We start from the raw sequence: 19,265 nt of genomic DNA, 5'->3' as shown, positions 1-19,265 counted from the left end.
GCGTTACTTGGCCGGCTTGTCCGAAACCGAGATGGCGCCGGACACGATCTGGGCCTTGTACCCGTCGAGCACGTCCTTGATGTCGTCGACCTTGCCACCGGAGGTGGAGTAGCCGACGCCGTCGGACTTGAGGTCGAAGCGCTTCGGCACCGTGCTCAGGTCGCCCTTCGCGACGGCCTTCAGGTACTCGAAGACCGCGACGTCGACGCGCTTGATCATCGAGGTGATGATGATGTCCTTGTCGGCGGCGACAGTCTTCTGGTTGTACTGGTCGGAGTCGACGCCGATGGCCAGCGCGTTGCCCTGCTTCGCCGCGTCGAACACGCCCTTACCGGAGGCGCCGGCCGCGTGGTAAACGACGTCCGCGCCGCGGGAGATCTCCGCCGCGGCCTTCGCGTTGCCCTTCGGCGGGTCCTGGAAACCGGAAAAGTCGCCGGCAGGCGTCAGGTACTCGTCCTCGACCTTGATCTTGTTCGAAACGGCCTTCGCGCCCTGCAGGAAGCCCGCCTCGAACTTCTGGATCAGCGGGGTGTTCACGCCGCCGACGAAGCCGACGTGGCACTTCTTGCTCTTGTACGCGGCGGCGACGCCGGCCAGGAACGAGCCCTGCTCCTCGGCGAAGACCAGCGGGGTGACGTTCGGCAGGCTGATCGAGTCGTCGTCGACGATCGCGAACTTGGTGTTCGGGTACTTGGCGGCGACCGCCTTGACCGACTGCGCGTAGGCGAAACCGACCGCGACGATCGGGTTCAAGCCCTGCTGCGCCATCTGCTCGAGCCGCTGCTGCTTGGCGGCTTCGCTCTCGCTCGCGCTCGCGGTGCTCTCGTTGACCGTCGGCACGCCGAGTTCGGACTTCGCCTGGTCAGTACCCGCGGCGGCGGCGTCGTTGAACGAAGCGTCGCCACGGCCGCCGACGTCGAAGGCCAGCCCGACCTTGAGCTTGCTGCCGTCGACCTTGCCCGACGCGGCGCTGCTGCTCGTGGCGGCCGCCGGAGCGGCGGGCGGCTTCGGGGCGGTGATGCAGTTCGAGCCCGAATTACCGTCCGAACCGGACGCGTTGTTCTTGCTTCCCCCGGTGTCCTTCGCGCACCCGGCCAGTGCAAGCACCCCAGCCATGGTCGCGGCGGCCAGCGCGGTTCCACGCATGCGACGCAACGTGTGTCTCCCTCCCCGCTGATCCAGCGGACGATCCAGGAACGGCCCGGTCACGGTCGCCGGGCTCAACCGCCAGACCGTACCCAACCGCCGGGTAACCGCCATAGGAACGGCACGCTACGTAACACAAACGTTTACTCGGCGGCTCGATCCGCGACCAATCCGGCGCCGACCGTGATCAACAGCCCCGCCCGGCCCCTCGCGATCACGCACCGTGTCCCCCGTTTCGCCCGGGAACCGTCCGTGAAGGACCCCTTGCGGGAATCCGAGTCCCGGAAGGAGTCCTTCACGCGCAGCTCAGACGTGCTCCAGACCACACGTCCGAGTGGTCTGCCGTGGTCACCGGTGTCTGGTCCATCACAGAGAGGAACCCGGAGGTGAGCCGTGCGTATGGGTCGGGTCTAGCATCCATGCATCCACGCTCGATGGCCCCTGATCTCGGCACCGTCGCCGGAGTTGTCCCCAGTGGACCGACCCCGGCCGCGGGTGCGGACCTCACCGGTCACCCGGGCACGACAGTCATGACGTTGGAGGCCGTTCACCGATGTCCACCACGGCGAGCACTGCCACCGAAAGCGGGGCAGGAGCTAGCGATCGGGCGGGTGCCTCACGCCGGCAGGGAACCTTCTACCGGGGCGACCCCGGCATGTGGTCCTGGGTGCTGCACCGCATCACCGGCGTGCTGACCTTTTTCTTCCTGTTCGTGCACGTGCTCGACACCGCGCTCGTGCGCGTGTCGCCGAACACCTACGACCAGGTCATCGAGACGTACAAGACGCCGATCGTGAACCTGCTCGAGGTCGGCCTTGTCGGCGCGGTGCTGTTCCACGCACTCAACGGGCTGCGCGTCCTGCTGGTCGACTTCTGGGCCAAGGGCCCGAAGTACCAGAAGACGATGCTCTGGGTCATCGGCGTCGTGTGGGTGGTCGTGATGGTTCCGGGTGCGTTCTTCATGCTGAAGCGCACCGTCGAGACGCTTTTCGGGGGTGCCTGATCCCATGGCCGACGCTCTGATTCTCGACAAGCCGCGCTCGCCGCGGCGCCCGTCCGCCCGGCGCAGCAACTTCGAGCTTTACAGCTGGCTGTTCATGCGCATCTCCGGGCTCGCGCTGATCATCCTGGTGCTGGGCCACCTGTTCATCATGAACATCCTCGACGGCGGCGTGCACCGCATCAACTGGGGCTTCGTCGCCGGCCGCTGGGCCTCGCCGTTCTGGCAGTTCTGGGACCTGGCGATGCTGTGGCTCGCCGAGATCCACGGCGGCAACGGCCTGCGCACCATCATCGACGACTACGCGCGCAAGGACTCCACCCGGTTCTGGCTGAAGATCCTGCTCTACGTCTCGATGGTGCTCATCCTGGCCGTCGGCACGATGGTGATCTTCACGTTCGACCCCGAGATGCCTGCCTCCTAAGGCGCACCCACCACTAGCTAGCGGAGTCTTTCCCTATGCAGTTCCACAAGTACGACGTGGTGATCGTCGGCGCGGGCGGCGCCGGCATGCGCGCGGCCATCGAGTCCGGTCAGCGCGCCCGCACCGCGGTTCTCACCAAGCTGTACCCGACCCGGTCCCACACCGGCGCGGCACAGGGCGGCATGTGCGCCGCGCTGGCGAACGTCGAAGAAGACAACTGGGAATGGCACACCTTCGACACCGTCAAGGGCGGTGACTACCTGGTCGACCAGGACGCCGCGGAGATCATGGCCAAAGAGGCCATCGACGCCGTCCTCGACCTGGAGAAGATGGGCCTCCCGTTCAACCGGACGCCCGAGGGCAAGATCGACCAGCGCCGGTTCGGCGGGCACACCCGCGACCACGGCAAGGCCGCGGTGCGCCGCGCCTGCTACGCCGCGGACCGCACCGGCCACATGATTCTCCAGACGCTGTACCAAAACTGCGTCAAGCACGGCACCGAGTTCTTCAACGAGTTCTACGTGCTCGACCTGGTGCTGTCGGAGGACGAGGACGGCAACCCGGTCGCGTCCGGCGTGGTCGCCTACGAGCTGGCCACCGGCGAACTGCACGTGTTCCAGGCGAAGTCGATCGTGTTCGCCACCGGCGGCGCGGGCAAGATCTTCAAGACCACCTCGAACGCGCACACCCTCACCGGCGACGGCCTCGGCATCATCTTCCGCAAGGGCCTTCCGCTGGAGGACATGGAGTTCTTCCAGTTCCACCCGACCGGCCTGGCCGGCCTCGGCATCCTGATCTCCGAGGCGGTGCGCGGCGAGGGCGGCATCCTCCGCAACGCCGACGGCGAGCGGTTCATGGAGCGCTACGCCCCCACCATCAAGGACCTCGCGCCGCGCGACATCGTCGCCCGGTCGATGGTCCAGGAGGTGCTGCAGGGCCGCGGCTGCGGGCCGAACAAGGACTACGTCGTCCTGGACGTGACCCACCTTCCGGTCGAGGTCCTCGAGACCAAGCTGCCGGACATCACCGAGTTCTCCCGCACCTACCTGGGCGTCGACCCGGTCAAGGAGCCGGTGCCGGTGTTCCCGACGTGCCACTACGTCATGGGCGGCATCCCGACGAACATCCACGGCGAGGCGCTGCGCGACAACGAGCACGTCATCCCTGGCCTGTACGCCGCGGGCGAGGTCGCGTGCGTGTCCGTGCACGGTTCCAACCGGCTGGGCACGAACTCGCTGCTGGACATCAACGTGTTCGGCCGCCGCGCGGGCATCGCCGCCGCGGAGTACGCGCTGGCGCACGAGCACGTCGAGCTGCCGGAGAACCCGACCTCCCTGGTCGAGGGCCAGCTGGAGCTGCTGCTGTCGGAGCACGGCGACGAGCGCGTCGCCGACATCCGCAAGGAAATGCAGCAGACGATGGACTCGCACGCTTCGGTGTACCGCACCGAGGACACGCTGAAGCAGGCGCTGACCGACATCCAGGCGCTCAAGGAGCGCTACCAGCGGATCACCGTGGCGGACAAGGGCAAGCGGTACAACACCGACCTGCTCGAGGCCGTCGAACTCGGCTTCCTGCTGGAGCTGGCCGAGGTGCTGGTCGTCGGCGCGATCGCGCGCAAGGAGTCCCGCGGCGGCCACGCCCGCGAGGACTACCCGAACCGCGACGACACGAACTTCATGCGGCACACCATGGCCTACAAGCAGGGCGAGGGGCTGTCGTCCGACATCCGGCTCGACTACAAGCCGGTCACCTTCACCCGCTACGAACCGATGGAGCGGAAGTACTGATGACGACGGCCACCCCTGAAGCGCCTTCCTCCAAGGCGTCCGACGAGCACACGCCGATCCAGGTCACGCTGAAGATCCTGCGGTTCAACCCGGAGACCGACCAGGAACCGCACTGGGAGACCTACGACGTCCCGGCGCAGCCGACCGACCGCGTGCTGAACCTGCTGTTCTACGTCAAGGACTACATCGACGGCACGTTCTCCTTCCGCCGCTCGTGCGCGCACGGCGTGTGCGGTTCGGACGCGATGCAGATCAACGGGATCAACCGGCTGGCCTGCAAGGTGCTGCTGAAGGACCTGCTGGAGAAGAACGGCAAGAAGACCGAGATCACCATCGCCCCGATCAAGGGCCTGACGACGTTGAAGGACCTCTACGTCGACATGGACCCGTTCTTCGAGGCGTACCGGGCGATCAAGCCGTACCTGATCACCTACGGCAACGAGCCGACCCGCGAGCGGATCCAGTCCCAGGCCGACCGCAACCGCTTCGACGACACCACCAAGTGCATCCTGTGCGCCTGCTGCACGTCGTCCTGCCCGGTCTACTGGAACGACGGCTCGTACTTCGGCCCGGCGGCGATCGTGAACGCCCACCGCTTCATCTTCGACTCCCGCGACGAGGGCGCCGAGGAACGGCTGGACATCCTGAACGACGGCGAAGGCGTGTGGCGCTGCCGCACGACGTTCAACTGCACCGACGCCTGCCCGCGCGGCATCCAGGTGACCAAGGCGATCCAGGAAGTGAAGCGCGCCCTGCTGTTCAAGCGCGTCTGACCTTCTGACCGTTTGACGGTCCGTGAAGGACTCCTTGAGGGAATCTAATTCCCGCAAGGAGTCCTTCACGGCTTTTGGCTGGAGTATCCACAACCTCGCGAGCTGTCCACAGATCAGCGCTGGGCGTCCTTCCGCTGTCGCGAGATGCGGCAACATTCCAGAGATGCAGCGACAAGGCCGCTGGGCAACGGAACCGGACGTACTCTCTCAGCACAGCACGCACCAGGTGATCCGAGCGATGACGCTCGAATCACTCGACATGAACAGCAAGGTCATCTATCGAAGATGCCTGCCCGGCGGACCATGGCAACGGCTGTTGCCAGGAATCATCCTTCTGCACAACAACGATCCAACGCCGGACCAGCTCGTGCACGCAGCTCTCCTCTACGCCGGCCCCGCCGCAGTCGTCACCGGCGAAGAAGCATGCCGCCGATACGGGCTACGTCTAGCCGCTCCCGCCACGGGCGAGCATAGGATCCACGTACTGATCCCTCATCATCTGAAAAGGGTCAGCTCCGACTTCGTCACTGTCGAACGCACAAAACGGCTGCCTTCGCCTTGGCTGCGTGCGGGTGTCCCGCTTGCGCCGCTGGCCAGGGCCACGACCGACTTCGTCCGGAGAACTCGGACTGCCAACCTCATCGGCCATGCCCTGATTGAAGCGGTCCAACGAGGCGGATGCACCCTGCAAGCACTCGCGGAAGAACTCGACCACGGAACCAAACGCGGCACAGCACTTCCTCGGCGGCTCCTCGTCGAGTGGGCAAATGTCAGGTCTGTTGCCGAAGCAGAAGCCCAGAAACTGTCAAAGACTCTGCCGAATCCGCCGACTCACCAGAACCAAGTCTTGTACGACCATGCTGGCAGCTACGCAGGCCGCCCGGACTTCTGGTGGGATGACGTCGGCCTGGCCTGGGAAATCGACTCTCTGGACTTCCACTTCCGTTCGGCCGACTACGCGCAAACGTTGCGCCGGAACACTCGGTACGCCTCGCTAGGGGTGGCAGTCGTCCAAACGCTGCCGTCAAGACTTCTGCACCGAGCCGAATGCTGTCCTGGACGAGCTACGCGCCGCCTACGCTGCCGCGCGCACTCGTCCCCGTCCACCAGTCCGCCTAGGCGAACCGCCGTGACGCCCACGCAGCCCGGAGGTCCGTGAAGGACTCCATAGGGGAACTAGATTCCCTCAAGGAGTCCTTCACGGACCTAGCACGTATGTCAGTGAACCGCGTCCAGAGCGTTCACCAAGCCGTGCCCGTAGTACGAGTTGTTCTGCTTCGGCCCTTCGCACGCCGACACATCGCAAGCCACCGGATCCGCCTCCGCGGTCAGCAAAGCCGTCAAAGCCCGCGGCGGCGCGTTTCGATGCGTAGAAGCCAACAAAGCCGCAACCCCAGCCGCGTGCGGCGAAGCCATCGAAGTGCCGCACTTAGTGCCGTACGCGCCGTTGAAGACCGTCGACAAAGTGCAGCCCTCGCCCTGTCCAGACGGCGGCAGTTGCGCGAAGTCCCCGCCCGGCGCGGTGACCGTGACAGCGCCGTAGTTCGAGAACGACGACTTCGTGCCCGCGTAACCGACCGAGGACACTGTCACCACGCCGTCGATCGCCTTCGGCAGGATGCCGCACGAGGAGTCAATCTTGTGCGGACGGTTCGGATCGACAGTCTGCGTACGCACGTCGAAGCCCGAGTTACCCGCCGCAGCGACGTTCAGGGTCCCGCGCTGCGTCGAGTAAGTCACTGCGCGCCGTACGGCCTCGTACGCGGCAGCGTCGCCTGCTTCGTTGCGGCAGTAGAACATCCCGGGGTCGATGTAGTAGCTGTTGTTCGTCACCTGGAAACCGTGCTGCGCGGCCCAGACAAAGCCGCAGACGGCCGCCTCCGGGAAGATGTAGCCGTCGTCGTTCACCACCTTCACCGACGCCAGCCGCACGCCCGGCGCGATGCCGGTGAAGCCGCGCGCTGCGTCCTTGCCCGCGATGGTGCCGGCGACGTGCGTGCCGTGGTCGGAGTTGGTCGGTGTCCATGCGGAGGCGTCCGGCGCGCCGGTGACACAGCCGGTAGACGATCGCGTGTCTACCGCGTGTGCGAGCGCGGGGTGTTTGGCGTCAATGCCGGAATCCAGCACGCCGACGGTGACCGACCGGGAACCGGGGTTGACCTTGTTCGCTTCCGGCGCGTGGATCGCGCGCATGTCCCACTGCTGAGTCGACAAATCGTCACCAGCGGCGACGCTCTCCGTCCGCTCCAGCATTCCGACCGCCGAGCGCAACCCGGCCCGGGCGGCGGCCTTCGCGGCCACGTCCTTGCCTCCCGAGTACGCCCGCTTCACTCCGATCCGGTCGGCGAAGTCCGCGTTGCGCGAGCTGGCGATCGCGACCCCGATCTCCGGGTAGTACGCGATCCGCTTGCCGCATTTGGCGTTCAGCTCCGCGTCGACCGCGCGCTGCTTTTCGCCCGGCTGATAAAGCACGACGTAGCTGTATTGAGTGCTGGTGGTGTCACACGACGGCGCGGGCGCGGCCGACGCTGGCACGGCCACCGCACCGGCGGCGACCCCGGCCACCGCCACCGGAATGAGCAATCGACGTAAACGGGACATTTAGCCTCCATGGTCGGTCGCCCGAAACTAAGGCAGCGCGGACACGCTCCGCCACCGACCAAAGGACGCATCCCCTTATCAGGTGTTCGCGCGGTCCTTCGAGGTCGCCCGGATGCCGCGCCAGCCGAGCACCCCGATCGCGGTGCCGAGCACGAACGAAACCACGGTGAGCACCGCGTGCACGATGAAGTACCCAGTGGGTGAACCGTCGGCCGCCCAGGACTGGTTGCTGGCCCACAGATTCTTGGCGAACGTGATCCAAATGATCCAGGACCAGATGCCGAAAGCGAACAAGGCCATCGCTGTACCTCGTGAAATGCGCATGTCTCGAGTATGCCGCCGGACCATCGGCGCTAGATTGCGTGGGTGCACCCCGCTTTCGCCCGGTCGCTGCGAGCATTCGCCGCGCCACTCGCCGCAGCCCTCGTAGCCGTCGCCGCTCCCGTCGCGTTCGCCTTACCGGCGCAGGCGGAGCAATGCACCGAGCACGCCGTGCCGCCGGCCCCGGTGGACACCTCGGAGAAGCCGAAGCCGGGCCAGACCGTCCCGCCGCCGCTTCCGGTGCCCGCGCAGCCGGTCGGCGGCGACCGCCTCGGCGGCTGCGGCCCGATCCTCCCGGCGGGCGCGCCCGCGCTGCCTCCTGGCGACACGTCGGCGTCGTGGGTCCTGCAGGATCTCGACACCGGCGCGGTCGTCGCGGCGAAGGACCCGCACGCGCGGGAGCGGCCGGCATCGCTGATCAAGACGCTGCTGGCGCTCGTGGTGGTCACCGAGATGAAGCCGGAACAGATCATCGTCCCGACCAAGGAGGACGCCGAGCAGGAGTGCACCTGCGTCGGCATCACCGCGGGCGGGCACTACACGGTGGACCAGCTGCTGCACGGCCTGCTGATGCACTCGGGCAACGACGTCGCGCACGCCTTCGCCACGGCGCTCGGCGGGGTCGACGCGGCAGTCAGCAAGATGAACGCGCTCGCCGCCCGCATCGGCGCGACCGACACCCGCGCGGCGACCCCGTCCGGCCTCGACGGGCCGGGGATGTCGACCTCGGCGTACGACCTGAGCCTGGTCTTCCACTACGCGATGAAGCAGCCGGAGTTCGCCAAGGCGGTGGCGACCAAGGCGTACACGATCCCGGCGATCGACGGGAAGCCGCCGATCCCGGTGTACAACGACAACAAGCTGCTCGGCGTGTACCCCGGTTTCCTCGGCGGGAAAACGGGCTTCACCGACGACGCGCGGCACACCTACGTCGGCGGCGCGGAACGAGACGGCCACCGCCTCGCGATCGTGATGATGCGTGCCGAACAGCGTCCGACGAAGGTGGTGGACCAGGCGGCGAAACTGCTCGATTACGGCTTCGCGCTGGAGAAATCCGGTGCCCAGCCAGTCGGGCAGATCGCCTATCAGCCGCTGTCCGCCAATGCCGCGCCGCTGTCGGACAAGGAGGTCACCCCCGCGGGTTCGACGACCGCGTCGGCGCAGCAGCCGGACCCGTTCGGGACGACCGGCTGGGTCCTGACCGTGGTGGTGCTGGTGATCATCGTGGCCGGGTTCGTCATCGGCTATCAGCGAAAGCGCAACGCCCGCTCGTAAGCCCCCGCTTCGTAAACAGTGAGGGCCTCCTTGATCCGCTCAAGGAGGCCCTCACTGTTCTTAGCTCTTCCGCCTGCCTAGCCAGGCCAGCAACGCACCAGCGCTGAACGCACCCGCCACGGAGCCGAGCCCCAGCCCGTGCTGCACCGTCACCCGCGGCTGCAGCAGCACCGGAGCGGGCGGCTGCACCACGCGTCGCTGGTTCTCCTGCGCGGTCGCCGTCCACGCCGTCACCATCAGCAGGAACCGCGACACCAGGTTCGCGAACACCAGCAACCCGATGACCGGCCCGAACAACGCGAACGACGGCGATTTCGTGACGCTCGCCAGATAGATCGTCGCGACCTTCTGCAGGATCACGAACCCGACCGACGCGAAGATCGCGCCCTTGACCGCGCTGCGCAGCGCGACGTGCTCCCGCGGCAGCCGGGCGATCACCCACAGAAACACCAGCGTGTTGGCGACCAGGCCGAGCACGATCGTCGCGACTTGCAGCAGGAACTTCGCCCACCCCTGGCCTTCCAGCCCGACCAGCTTCAGCAGCAGTTCGCCGAGCCCGCTGCCCGCCGCGGTGAGCGCGAATGACACGATCAGCGCCAGTCCGAGCCCGACCAGCGACAGCAGATCCTTGATCGTCTTGCCGACGAACGGTTCGGTCTTCTTCTCCTGGCCCCACTGCGCGGTGAGCGCGTCGCGGAGGTTGGCCATCCAGCCGATCCCGGAGTACAGCGCCAGCAACAGCCCGAAAATCCCGATGCCGCTGCCGGACTTCAGCGCCGCGCCGGTGATCTGCTGGACCAGCCCGCGCAGCCCTTCCGGCACCGAGTTGTCGATCCCGTGCGTGATCTGCGCGATCACCGCCTCGTTGTGCCCGAGCACCATGCCGACGATCGCGAACGCCACCATGAAGATCGGGAACACCGACAGCACGCTGAAGTACGTGATCGCCGCCGCGTAATGGTTGCCGTAGTTTTCGTTGAAGGAGTCGTTGGCGCGGATCAGGTGATCCAGCCACGGGTACTTCCGCCGCAGCCGGGGCAGCAGCTTTTCCTTGTCACCGGTCTCTTTCGCCACCGGAAAACGCTAACCACGGCATCCGGCCCCCGCAACGCGAGCGTGCCCGCGCGGTTACCGGTCGCGATCAGCCGGCCGGCAGGAACCCGATCCGCTCGTAGACGGACGCGAGCGTGGCCGACGCGACCTCGCGCGCCTGGTGCGCACCCGCGGCGAGGATCCGGTCCAGCTCGGCGACATCGTCCAAATAGGACTGAACGCTCTCCTGCAGCGGCGTGACCCAGTCGACGAGGACCTCGGCGAGGTCCTTCTTGAGGTCGCCGTACCCCTTGCCCTCGTAAGCGGTTTCGAGGTCGGCGACGCTGCGCTCGGTCAGCGCGGAGTAGATCGTGAGCAGGTTCGAGACGCCGGCCTTCTCCTCGCGGTCGAACCGGACCTCGCGCCCGGTGTCGGTGACCGCGGACCGGATCTTCTTCGCCGAGCGCTTCGGGTCCTCGAGCAGTTCGATGAGCCCGTTGCCGGTCGCCGCCGACTTGCTCATCTTCGCCGTCGGTTCCTGCAGGTCGTAGATCTTCGCGGTGTCCTTGACGATGAACGGCTCCGGCATCACGAACGTCTTGCCGAAGCGGCTGTTGAACCGCTGCGCGAGGTTGCGGGTCAGTTCGAGATGCTGCCGCTGGTCCTCGCCGACCGGCACCGCGTTCGTCTGGTAGAGCAGGATGTCCGCGGCCATCAGCACCGGGTAGGTGAACAGGCCGACGCTCGCGTGGTCGCTGCCCTGTTTGGCGGCCTTGTCCTTGAACTGCGTCATCCGCCCGGCCTCGCCGAAGCCGGTCTGGCATTCGAGCACCCAGCTGAGCTGAGCGTGCTCGGGCACGTGGCTCTGCACGAAGAGCGCACTGCGCGCCGGGTCGACCCCGATGGCGAGCAACTGCGCGGCCGACCGCCGCGTCCGCTCCAGCAGCACCTTGGGGTCCTGCTCGACGGTGATCGCGTGCAGGTCGACGACGCAGTAGAAGGTGTCGTGGGTGTCCTGCAGCCGGACCCACTGGCGCAGGGCACCGAGGTAGTTGCCGAGGTGGAAGGAGTCGGCAGTCGGCTGGATCCCGGAAAGCACCCGCAGGCGCCCGTTCTGTTCGTCGGACACGCCGAGATTCTTCCAGGCAGCGAAGAAGCCCTCACCGCGGGCCCGGAGGTTGCGACGCACCCTGGACGGACGGGGGTCTGGATGGCCTCTGCTGGAGGTTTGCCACCGCGGAGGAGCCGCTGGCGGTTCGAGGCTGCTCGGCGGCGGGGTCCGGGCGATTGGCTGCTCCGAGACCGGCGCAGGTTGGCGCGACCCGAGCCAGGTCCCAGCGCCTCCAGGAGCAGCGCAAGTCCACCTCGGCCCGGGCCGATTCGTAACCGAGCGGCTCCAGGACCAGCGCAACCAGAGCGGGCGTGGCTCTAAGACTGGCGGAAGTTCAACGCGGCCGGAGCCGGTTCCAGCGGCCGGGTGGGCTCCTCGTCCAGCGCACCGGCGGCAGCCGCCGCCTCGATCGCCTTCGCCCGGGCCTTGCGGCGCTGCCGGACCACGCCCAGAGCCATTCCGATGATGCCGAAACCCACCGCGACCAGCCCGACCGGACCGAGCATCCCGAACCCGGTCGAGGTCGTCTCCGCCCGGACGACGTTGTCGTCCGCGAACGCCGTCGCGCTCGTCCCCGCGGCCCCGACCAGGATCGTCGCCAGCACCGCCAGGACCCGCCCGCCCGCGATCGCCAGGGAACAGCGTCCGAAAGCCCGCGCCGCGTCGTCCACCGGAGTCCGCGCCGCCCCCGATGGGGTGACGGACGAGTGGGACGCTGGACGGCCAGAAGCCAGCGTGGACCGTGTCACGAACCGGCCTGGGTTGCGCACCGGAGTGCCTCCCGCGAGGTGACTGTTCTGAGTGAGCGTCTCACCCGTAAGGATGAGTTCTCGACGTGCTACTGGTGAGAAAACTACCGAGCGTGTCAAGACCTGTCGGATCTGATCAACTCGGGTGCCGAGGCTAGCGCCCACTCGGGGAGTGACCGTGGGCACCCCTGTCGTCTCGGTGTCGTCGGTGGTCAGCGCCGTGCGCGGCCGCTGGGACCACGCACAGTGTCCTCAACCCCGGCAAAACCGGACAGACTCACCCCTCAGGACAGATCCGGACTACCCTCCGCAGGTTATTCACCAACTAGTCACCAGCAGGACAACCGACCTCAGCCCGGGAACGGCACGTCGTACTTCGCGGTGACCGGCGCGTGGTCCGACCAGCGCTGGTCGTACGACTCTGCCCGTTCGACCACCACCGACGTCACCTTCTCCGCGAGCCCGGGCGTCGCCAGCTGGCAGTCGATGCGCCAGCCCGAGTCGTTGTCGAACGCCTTGCCCCGATAGGACCACCACGTGTACGGGCCAGGACCCTCGGCGTCGAGCCTGCGCTGGACGTCGACGTAACCCGCCTCGTAGACGCGGCCCAGCCACTCGCGTTCCTCCGGCAGGAAGCCGGAGTTCTTCTGGTTGCCGCGCCAGTTCTTGAGGTCGATCGTGTCGTAGGCGATGTTCCAGTCGCCGACCACGACGACCTCCCGCCCCTCGGCGGCCGCCTTCGCCCGCAGCTCGACCAGATACGGCAGGAACGCGGCCATGAACCGTTCCTTCTCGTCCTGCCGCTCGGTGCCGACGTCGCCGCTCGGCAGGTACAGGCTCGCCACCACCACTCCGGGCAGGTGCATTTCCAAGTACCGCCCGCTGTCCTCGAACTCGGGCTCGCCGAACCCGGTCCGCACCTCGTCCGGCTCGACGCGGCTGTACAGCGAGACCCCGTTTCGCCCCTTCGCGACCGAAGGCGCGTGCGCGGCGAACCACCCCTCCGGTGCGACGACGGACGCAGGCAGCTGCGCGGCCTCAGCCCGCACTTCCTGGCACGCGACGACATCCGCCTCAGTGGCGGCCAGCCACTCGACGAAGCCCTTCTTGACGGCAGCCCGAAGGCCATTGACGTTGACAGTGGAGACGATCAGCACCCCGCGCACGCTACCCGCCGGGTCTGACAATTTTCCGGGCAAGGCAGGTCAGGCCCGGTCCAGAATGCTCGACATGCCCCGTCTGACTGTCCTCGGCAGCTGTGGCGCCTGGCCGGAACCCGGCCGCGCCTGTGCTGGATTCCTGCTGTCCCACGAGGATTTCCACCTGGCCCTCGACCTCGGCTACGGAGCCGCCCCGCAGCTCTTCCGGCACGTCCCCGCCGACCGGCTCGACGCGATCGTCGTGACGCACGAGCATCCCGACCACATCGCCGACGTCAGCGCACTCGGCCGGGCCCGCTACTACACGACCGACCGCAAGCTCCCGATGCACTGCACCCCCGGCACCGTCCGCCGGCTAGCCGCGATGGAGCCGAACCCGTCCCCCGCCGAAAACTTCGACCTCCACGACCTAGGCCCCGAAACCCACCTCGGCCCCTTCCACCTCACCACGGCACTCCTGCCGCACCACGTACCGAATTACGGAATCCGGCTCACCACACCCGGCTACACCCTCGCCTATACCGGTGACACCGGCCCCGCCCCGCAGCTGACCGACTTGGCCCGCGACGCCGACGTCCTGATCTGCGAAGCCACCCTCCAAGGCGCACCGCCGGAAGGCCCCCGCTACCTGATGACCGCGGCCGAAGCAGGCCAACTCGCCACCGCGGCGAACGTGCGAACGCTGCTGCTCACCCATTTCTGGCCGGGCTCCGACCGAACGGTTTCCGTAGCCGAAGCCCGCGCCGAGTTCGCCGGAGAAGTGGTTGCCGCGGAAGAAGGTCTCATGCTGAATCACGCATAATCGCGCGCGCCGTAAAACAAACGCGTTCAACGACCACGCGCGATACAAAAGCACCCCGCAGGCTCGGTAAAGGCATCCGACAATCGCAAACGTCCCGCGCCGTACGGACGCATCAACTCAACCGACCGGCGGCAATCCCGGTTGGACAACCGAAGCCGTCCCACTGCATGAGACGAACCGCGAACAAGAACGGCCGGTGCGCACCGACCAAACGCGCCGCAGAACCAGGCTCAGCAACCGTCCAGCCCCAGGCGAACCACGCGACGCAACGGCCCCACGCGAACCCAAGCACGGCTACCCACTCCGCGCGGACCAGCCGCTCAACACCCCAGCACGACAAGCCACTGCACACAGACCAGCGTCACCGCACCAGACACTCAGGACCCCCGCGAGGCACCAACGCAACGCACAAGCCCCAGCAACGACGCAAACTCAAGCGCAGCAACGCACTTCGCGCAAATCAGCGCCAACATCAGACGCTCAGCAACCCGACCGGGCACCAGCACCGGTGCAACGCAACGAACCAAGCGCAGCAACCCACTCCACTGAGACCAGCGTCAACACCCGGCGCTCAACGCCCCAGCCAGGCGCCAACCGGACTCAGCACTTGGCCCCGGAAACCGGCGTCACGAAGCTGTCCGCGACCCACTTGCCGTCGGCGATCTTCCGGAACCCGTTCTGCACCACGGGTTGTGCGTCGAATTCCGCGCCGCGCAAGTACTTCCCGATGACTTTCCCGTTCCCCGCGGCGGTTTCCCGCGCGTTGAGCACGTCGGCGGTCACCGAGACCTTGCAGCCGGTCGGGGATCCCTGCGCGTCGGCCTGGCCTTTCTGGCCGAACGCGTAGATGACCACGACCGCCGCGATGACCCCGATAATAATCAGTGTCTTCTTGGGCAAACCCAGAATCACGGCCGCTCCTCAGTCGCAAAAAACCCCTCGTCCAGAGTAGGCATCCCCGCGACGCCCGGACAGGTTCTCGCGCCCATTCCACCCGGAGGTGCCAATCCTGTCACCGGCAGAACACGAAGAGTGACAAAAAAGAGAAGGGCACCTCAGAAGACTCCTCTGAGGTGCCCTTCTCCCAAAAACGGCTAAAGAAAGATCAGCCCTGCGCGATCTTCTTGGCCAGGTTCTCGTCCAGCGTCGCGAGGAAGTCCTCGGTCGTCTGCCATTCCTGGTCCTTGCCGACCAGCAGCGCGAGGTCCTTGGTCATCTTGCCGCCCTCGACGGTGTCGACGACGACCTGCTCCAGCTTGTTCGCGAAGCCGATCAGCTCCGAGTTGCCGTCCAGCTTGCCGCGGTGCTCCAGGCCCCGGGTCCACGCGTAGATCGACGCGATCGGGTTCGTGGAGGTCGGCTTGCCCTGCTGGTGCTGGCGGTAGTGCCGGGTGACCGTGCCGTGCGCGGCCTCGGCCTCGACCGTCTTGCCGTCCGGCGTGCGCAGCACCGAGGTCATCAGGCCGAGCGAACCGAAGCCCTGCGCGACAGTGTCGGACTGGACGTCGCCGTCGTAGTTCTTGCACGCCCAGACGTAGCCGCCCTCCCACTTGAGCGACGCGGCGACCATGTCGTCGATCAGCCGGTGCTCGTAGGTGATGCCCTTGGCGTCGAAGTCGGCCTTGAACTCGGCCTCGAAGATCTCCTGGAACACGTCCTTGAACATGCCGTCGTAGGCCTTGAGGATGGTGTTCTTGGTCGACAGGTAGACCGGGTACTCGCGGTCGAGGCCGTACTGCAGCGACGCGCGCGCGAAGTCCTCGATCGACTTGCGGTAGTTGTACATCCCCATCGCGACGCCGCCGCCCTCGGGGAAGTTCGCGACCTGGAACTCCATCGGCTCGGAGCCGTCTTCGGGGGTGTAGGTCATCGTCAGGGTGCCCGGGCCGGGGACCTTGAAGTTGGTGGCCTTGTACTGGTCGCCGTGCGCGTGGCGGCCGATGATGATCGGCTTGGTCCAGCCCGGTACCAGACGGGGGACGTTCCGCATCACGATCGGCTCGCGGAAGATCACGCCGCCGAGGATGTTGCGGATGGTGCCGTTGGGCGACACCCACATCTTCTTGAGGCCGAACTCCTCGACGCGCGCCTCGTCGGGAGTAATGGTGGCGCACTTGACGCCGACGCCGTGCTGCTTGATGGCGTTGGCCGCGTCGACCGTGATCTGGTCGTCGGTGCGGTCCCGCTCCTCGATGCCCAGGTCGTAATAGTCCAGGTTGACGTCCAGGTACGGGTGGATCAGCTTGTCCTTGATGAACTGCCAGATGATGCGGGTCATCTCGTCGCCGTCGAGTTCGACAACGGTGCCCTGGACCTTGATCTTGGCCATGAGCAGCGGTGCTCCTTCCGCGGATCTTCGCGTTCTCTTCTTCGCTCTCCGATAGCGGTACAAGCGTACTGCTAAACAGAGCTGGATGGTTCCAGAAGTGGTCGGAATCAAGTCTCTACCACCCTTGACCGGGCATGCCGACCGGGCACGGATGCGGAACCATCCACCCGGGACGACCGTCCCAACACGGCAAGCACCGCACTGGGAGGTCCCGCCATGTCATACCCCGAGCCGTACTCCGTTTATCCCCCGGCGGGCGGCCCGATCGCCGCACCGGCGGGCAGCCGGGCCGTGGCACGCGTGCTCAGCGGGCTGTGCGGACTGGTCGTCACCCCGGTCGCGCTCGGGCTGCTGGCCTACGGCAGCTACCTCCACCAGCGGCAGGTCGCGGCTTCGTTCGCCGAACACGGGGACGCCCTCGGCGTCACCTTGACCGTGACCGGCGCGGTGCTCCTGTTCGGGGTCGCCGTGCTCGGCGCGTGGTCGGGAATGGGACCGGCGGTCGGCGGGCTGGTGTGGGGCCTGGTTCCTGGCGTGATCACGCTGGTTTCGCCGCGCTCGGCGTTCGATCTGCTCGACTTGCTGCCGCGCGGCCAGATGACCGTGGGCGTAGCCGGATGGATGTCCTCCGGCGCGCTCCTCGGCACCGGGTTTCTGCTGCTCGGCACGGGTCTGGCGGTGCGGCTGGCGCGACGGCGCAGGTAGCTTCGGGACGGCGCGGGCCCGGTGAGACTATTTGCAGATGGGATTGTTCACCGTAGCCGAGGCCCGCACCGAACTCGCCCGGTTGCTTCCCGTGCTCGCCGAGCTGATCCGGGTCCGCGCCGATGCCGCCGAACTCGCCGCGTCCCTGCGTCCCGGCGGACGGGACACCAGTCTCGGCGGCCTGCCCGAGTGGAAGGCGGCGCAGGCCCGGCTCGACGACCTGATGACCGCGATCCAGGCGACCGGGGCCGAGCTAAAGGGGTTCGCCCCGCTGCTGGTGGACTTCCCGGCCTCGCTCGACGGCGACGACGTCCTGTTGTGCTGGCTCGAGGGCGACCGTGAGCTGTCCTGGTACCACCGGGCCGATCTCGGTTTCGCCGGCCGTCGCCGCTTGCCGGGATAATCACTGGTCAAGCGCACTACGGTGACCAGGTGAGCACACTTTTCGACGCCGACGCGGCGGGATACGACGAGGACACCTTCCACCCGTACGTGGCCGAGCAGCTGATCGGCGGCCTTGCCCCGAATCCGAAGCTGCTGGTCGACGTCGCCGCCGGCACCGGCGCGGCAGCGTTCGCCGCACTGCGCCTTGACCCGGCCGCGGTGTTCGCCATCGACCTCTCCCCCGCGATGATCGAGATCGCCCGGGCCAAGGCCGCCGAACGCGACCCGGACGGACGGATCTCGTGGCACGTCGGATCCGCGGTACCGCTGCCGCTGGGCGATGGCGAGGCGGACGCGGTGGTGTGCGCGTCGGCGCTGCACTTCCTGGGCCCGCGCGCGCTGGCCGACTGGCGGCGGGTGCTGCGGCCGGGCGGCAAGCTGGCGTTCAGCATGGTGTCGTCGGAGCGCTTCAAGCCGACGGGCAAGTTCGCCGAGGTGATCCCGCGTGACCTGCGCGTCCCGGGCACCCTGGACGAAGCCGCCGCGCTGGCCACCGACGCCGGGTTCAGCTCAGCGACGGCACAGCACGTGACGCTCGATCAGGGTGACCGGGTGCGGCAGGTTTTCGCGGTGTTCGCGGAGGCCTAACGGTGGAAGTGCGCTTCGCCGCTGGTAGCGGCGGCGGAGCAGTGCAGGACGAAGGTGACGTCGAGGTCGGTCACGGTGCCGTCGGCCGCGCGGGCCAGGCGGGACACAGTGAAGTCGGCGGTCGCGTCTGGGGCGGTGCAAGCACCCGTGCCGCCCGCCCTCGTCCCGCGAAACGCGATGAAGCCCGGCGTCGCGAGCTGCGGTGAGTTCTGCGGCCGGACAGCGGCGTTCGAGTAGGTTCCCTCGTGCAGTTGCTGTCCGGCGGGCGCGCTGAGTTCCAGCCGGGCCCACTCCCAGCCGTCGGGCGTCTCGGCGTCTACCTTCACCGCGTCGCCGTACTCCCAAGCCGTGACCTCGTCGGCACTCCATGAAGCACTGCCTACGAACGGATACGCGCCAGCTTCCGAGGTGTAGCCGAACCCGACTGCCGGGTCGGCGTGCGCGGCCGATGCCGTCCCGCACGCGATGCCCGCCGCAGCGACGACCGCCAAGATTCTTCGCATGATTTCCCTCCCCTGGGTTGCGTCCGATCTTGGCAGGATTCCCAGCGCTGCGGCGGAAAATCCCCCATTCAGCCGTGCAGCTGAGCGCCCTTGAGGATCTTGTCCACCGCGTTCTTCGGCCCGTGCACCGCCATCCCCGCCAACGCCAGTTTCTCCCCCGGCACCGCACGCACCGCAGCGCGATTGTCGACGTCATTGCCGGTCTGGAACAGCTCGTCGGTGAAGATCGAGAACCGCAGGCCGCGCGTCAGGGCCCGGCTGTGCGCGAGCGCGAGCGTCTCGGCGGTGCCCGCGAAGACGAGTACCGGCTGGCGGAACATCGGCAGGTACTCGGTGTCGTCGGCGTCGCGGTAGGGCTCGCCGAGCAGCTCGGGTGTCGTGTGGGCCACGCCGCTCACCAGGAACGCCGTGACGTTCAGCCGTTGCCACGAGGCCAGATCGTCCCGCAGCAGCACGGCGATCTTCGTGTCGAATCGGTTCATGCGGGACAGGATCGGCCGGCTGCCGTGCGC

20 protein-coding genes are annotated in these 19,265 nt (G+C 67.3%); 9 read left to right on the top strand and 11 right to left on the bottom strand.

The genetic code is table 11. The features are described 5' to 3' along the window. Positions 1 to 3: 3 nt before the first annotated feature. The gene (locus tag RPX00_RS18000; protein ID WP_406640772.1) at positions 4 to 1,146 is read right to left on the bottom strand and encodes a BMP family protein; all 1,143 of its coding nucleotides are present in this window, start codon (positions 1,144 to 1,146) and stop codon (positions 4 to 6) included. Positions 1,147 to 1,699: 553 nt separating this feature from the next. Between RPX00_RS18000 and sdhC the strand changes: the two genes are divergently transcribed. Genes sdhC through RPX00_RS17980 form a run of 4 tightly spaced genes read left to right on the top strand, consistent with a single transcriptional unit; the run spans position 1,700 to position 5,133 of the window. Beyond that, positions 1,700 to 2,149, top strand: coding sequence for a succinate dehydrogenase, cytochrome b556 subunit (gene sdhC / locus RPX00_RS17995; protein ID WP_078870582.1), 450 nt, complete (start codon positions 1,700 to 1,702; stop codon positions 2,147 to 2,149). Between the two features lie 4 nt (positions 2,150 to 2,153). Continuing rightward, positions 2,154 to 2,570 (top strand): succinate dehydrogenase hydrophobic membrane anchor subunit, encoded by a 417-nt coding sequence (locus tag RPX00_RS17990; protein ID WP_037816149.1) that lies wholly within the window; start codon positions 2,154 to 2,156, stop codon positions 2,568 to 2,570. Positions 2,571 to 2,605: 35 nt separating this feature from the next. Continuing rightward, positions 2,606 to 4,360: a succinate dehydrogenase flavoprotein subunit gene (gene sdhA, locus RPX00_RS17985; protein ID WP_406640770.1), complete on the top strand. Its 1,755-nt coding sequence runs from the start codon at positions 2,606 to 2,608 to the stop codon at positions 4,358 to 4,360. Continuing rightward, the gene (locus RPX00_RS17980) at positions 4,360 to 5,133 is read left to right on the top strand and encodes a succinate dehydrogenase iron-sulfur subunit (protein ID WP_406640768.1); all 774 of its coding nucleotides are present in this window, start codon (positions 4,360 to 4,362) and stop codon (positions 5,131 to 5,133) included. The genes sdhA and RPX00_RS17980 overlap by 1 nt, the downstream gene beginning before the upstream one ends. 1,218 nt (positions 5,134 to 6,351) lie before the next feature. Here RPX00_RS17980 and RPX00_RS17975 read toward each other — a convergent pair. Both RPX00_RS17975 and RPX00_RS17970 read right to left on the bottom strand, forming a co-directional pair. Continuing rightward, complete coding sequence (locus RPX00_RS17975; protein ID WP_406640766.1) at positions 6,352 to 7,734, bottom strand: S8 family peptidase; 1,383 nt, start codon at positions 7,732 to 7,734, stop codon at positions 6,352 to 6,354. A 78-nt stretch (positions 7,735 to 7,812) separates the two neighbouring features. Continuing rightward, positions 7,813 to 8,058 carry an SCO4848 family membrane protein gene (locus RPX00_RS17970; RefSeq protein WP_406640765.1) on the bottom strand — a complete coding sequence of 82 codons (246 nt, stop codon included), beginning with the start codon at positions 8,056 to 8,058 and terminating at the stop codon, positions 7,813 to 7,815. A gap of 42 nt (positions 8,059 to 8,100) precedes the next feature. Between RPX00_RS17970 and RPX00_RS17965 the strand changes: the two genes are divergently transcribed. Then, positions 8,101 to 9,330 (top strand): D-alanyl-D-alanine carboxypeptidase family protein, encoded by a 1,230-nt coding sequence (locus RPX00_RS17965; protein WP_406640763.1) that lies wholly within the window; start codon positions 8,101 to 8,103, stop codon positions 9,328 to 9,330. Positions 9,331 to 9,390: 60 nt separating this feature from the next. Here the strand turns inward: RPX00_RS17965 and RPX00_RS17960 are convergent, their stop codons facing one another. From RPX00_RS17960 to RPX00_RS17945, 4 genes are all read right to left on the bottom strand, one after another. Further along, the gene (locus RPX00_RS17960) at positions 9,391 to 10,404 is read right to left on the bottom strand and encodes a YhjD/YihY/BrkB family envelope integrity protein (RefSeq protein ID WP_406640761.1); all 1,014 of its coding nucleotides are present in this window, start codon (positions 10,402 to 10,404) and stop codon (positions 9,391 to 9,393) included. 67 nt (positions 10,405 to 10,471) lie between these two features. Next, positions 10,472 to 11,491 carry a tryptophan--tRNA ligase gene (gene trpS, locus RPX00_RS17955; RefSeq protein WP_406640760.1) on the bottom strand — a complete coding sequence of 340 codons (1,020 nt, stop codon included), beginning with the start codon at positions 11,489 to 11,491 and terminating at the stop codon, positions 10,472 to 10,474. A gap of 299 nt (positions 11,492 to 11,790) precedes the next feature. Next, entirely contained in the window at positions 11,791 to 12,144 is a 354-nt protein-coding gene (locus RPX00_RS17950) for a hypothetical protein (protein ID WP_406640759.1), read from the bottom strand. A 428-nt stretch (positions 12,145 to 12,572) separates the two neighbouring features. Then, on the bottom strand, positions 12,573 to 13,388 hold the full coding sequence (locus tag RPX00_RS17945) for an exodeoxyribonuclease III (RefSeq protein ID WP_406640757.1): 816 nt from the start codon (positions 13,386 to 13,388) through the stop codon (positions 12,573 to 12,575). 64 nt (positions 13,389 to 13,452) lie between these two features. On the opposite strand from RPX00_RS17945, the gene RPX00_RS17940 reads away from it, so the two are divergent. Further along, positions 13,453 to 14,184: an MBL fold metallo-hydrolase gene (locus RPX00_RS17940; RefSeq protein ID WP_406640756.1), complete on the top strand. Its 732-nt coding sequence runs from the start codon at positions 13,453 to 13,455 to the stop codon at positions 14,182 to 14,184. 600 nt (positions 14,185 to 14,784) lie between these two features. On the opposite strand, the gene RPX00_RS17935 is transcribed toward RPX00_RS17940, so the two are convergent. Further along, complete coding sequence (locus tag RPX00_RS17935) at positions 14,785 to 15,096, bottom strand: SH3 domain-containing protein (RefSeq protein WP_370932097.1); 312 nt, start codon at positions 15,094 to 15,096, stop codon at positions 14,785 to 14,787. A gap of 193 nt (positions 15,097 to 15,289) precedes the next feature. Beyond that, complete coding sequence (locus RPX00_RS17930; RefSeq protein WP_406640754.1) at positions 15,290 to 16,513, bottom strand: NADP-dependent isocitrate dehydrogenase; 1,224 nt, start codon at positions 16,511 to 16,513, stop codon at positions 15,290 to 15,292. 216 nt (positions 16,514 to 16,729) lie between these two features. Here RPX00_RS17930 and RPX00_RS17925 point away from each other — a divergent pair, with 216 nt between their 5' ends. From RPX00_RS17925 to RPX00_RS17915, 3 genes are read left to right on the top strand one after another with little or no spacing between them, the layout of a single operon-like run. After that, positions 16,730 to 17,218 carry a hypothetical protein gene (locus tag RPX00_RS17925; RefSeq protein WP_406640752.1) on the top strand — a complete coding sequence of 163 codons (489 nt, stop codon included), beginning with the start codon at positions 16,730 to 16,732 and terminating at the stop codon, positions 17,216 to 17,218. Between the two features lie 37 nt (positions 17,219 to 17,255). Continuing rightward, positions 17,256 to 17,621 carry a DUF2203 domain-containing protein gene (locus RPX00_RS17920; RefSeq protein WP_037816161.1) on the top strand — a complete coding sequence of 122 codons (366 nt, stop codon included), beginning with the start codon at positions 17,256 to 17,258 and terminating at the stop codon, positions 17,619 to 17,621. A 29-nt stretch (positions 17,622 to 17,650) separates the two neighbouring features. Next, on the top strand, positions 17,651 to 18,250 hold the full coding sequence (locus RPX00_RS17915) for a class I SAM-dependent methyltransferase (protein WP_406640750.1): 600 nt from the start codon (positions 17,651 to 17,653) through the stop codon (positions 18,248 to 18,250). Here the strand turns inward: RPX00_RS17915 and RPX00_RS17910 are convergent. Both RPX00_RS17910 and RPX00_RS17905 read right to left on the bottom strand, forming a co-directional pair. After that, positions 18,247 to 18,753: a hypothetical protein gene (locus tag RPX00_RS17910; RefSeq protein ID WP_406640748.1), complete on the bottom strand. Its 507-nt coding sequence runs from the start codon at positions 18,751 to 18,753 to the stop codon at positions 18,247 to 18,249. The two genes, RPX00_RS17915 and RPX00_RS17910, sit on opposite strands and share 4 nt — an antisense overlap. A 68-nt stretch (positions 18,754 to 18,821) precedes the next feature. Further along, positions 18,822 to 19,235 (bottom strand): DUF2000 family protein, encoded by a 414-nt coding sequence (locus RPX00_RS17905; protein ID WP_406640746.1) that lies wholly within the window; start codon positions 19,233 to 19,235, stop codon positions 18,822 to 18,824. Positions 19,236 to 19,265: the final 30 nt, after the last annotated feature.

The organism is Amycolatopsis sp. WGS_07, from assembly GCF_045278895.1.
In the GTDB taxonomy this organism is placed as follows: Bacteria; Actinomycetota; Actinomycetes; order Mycobacteriales; family Pseudonocardiaceae; genus Amycolatopsis.
This window is presented reverse-complemented; position numbering and strand designations above follow the sequence as displayed.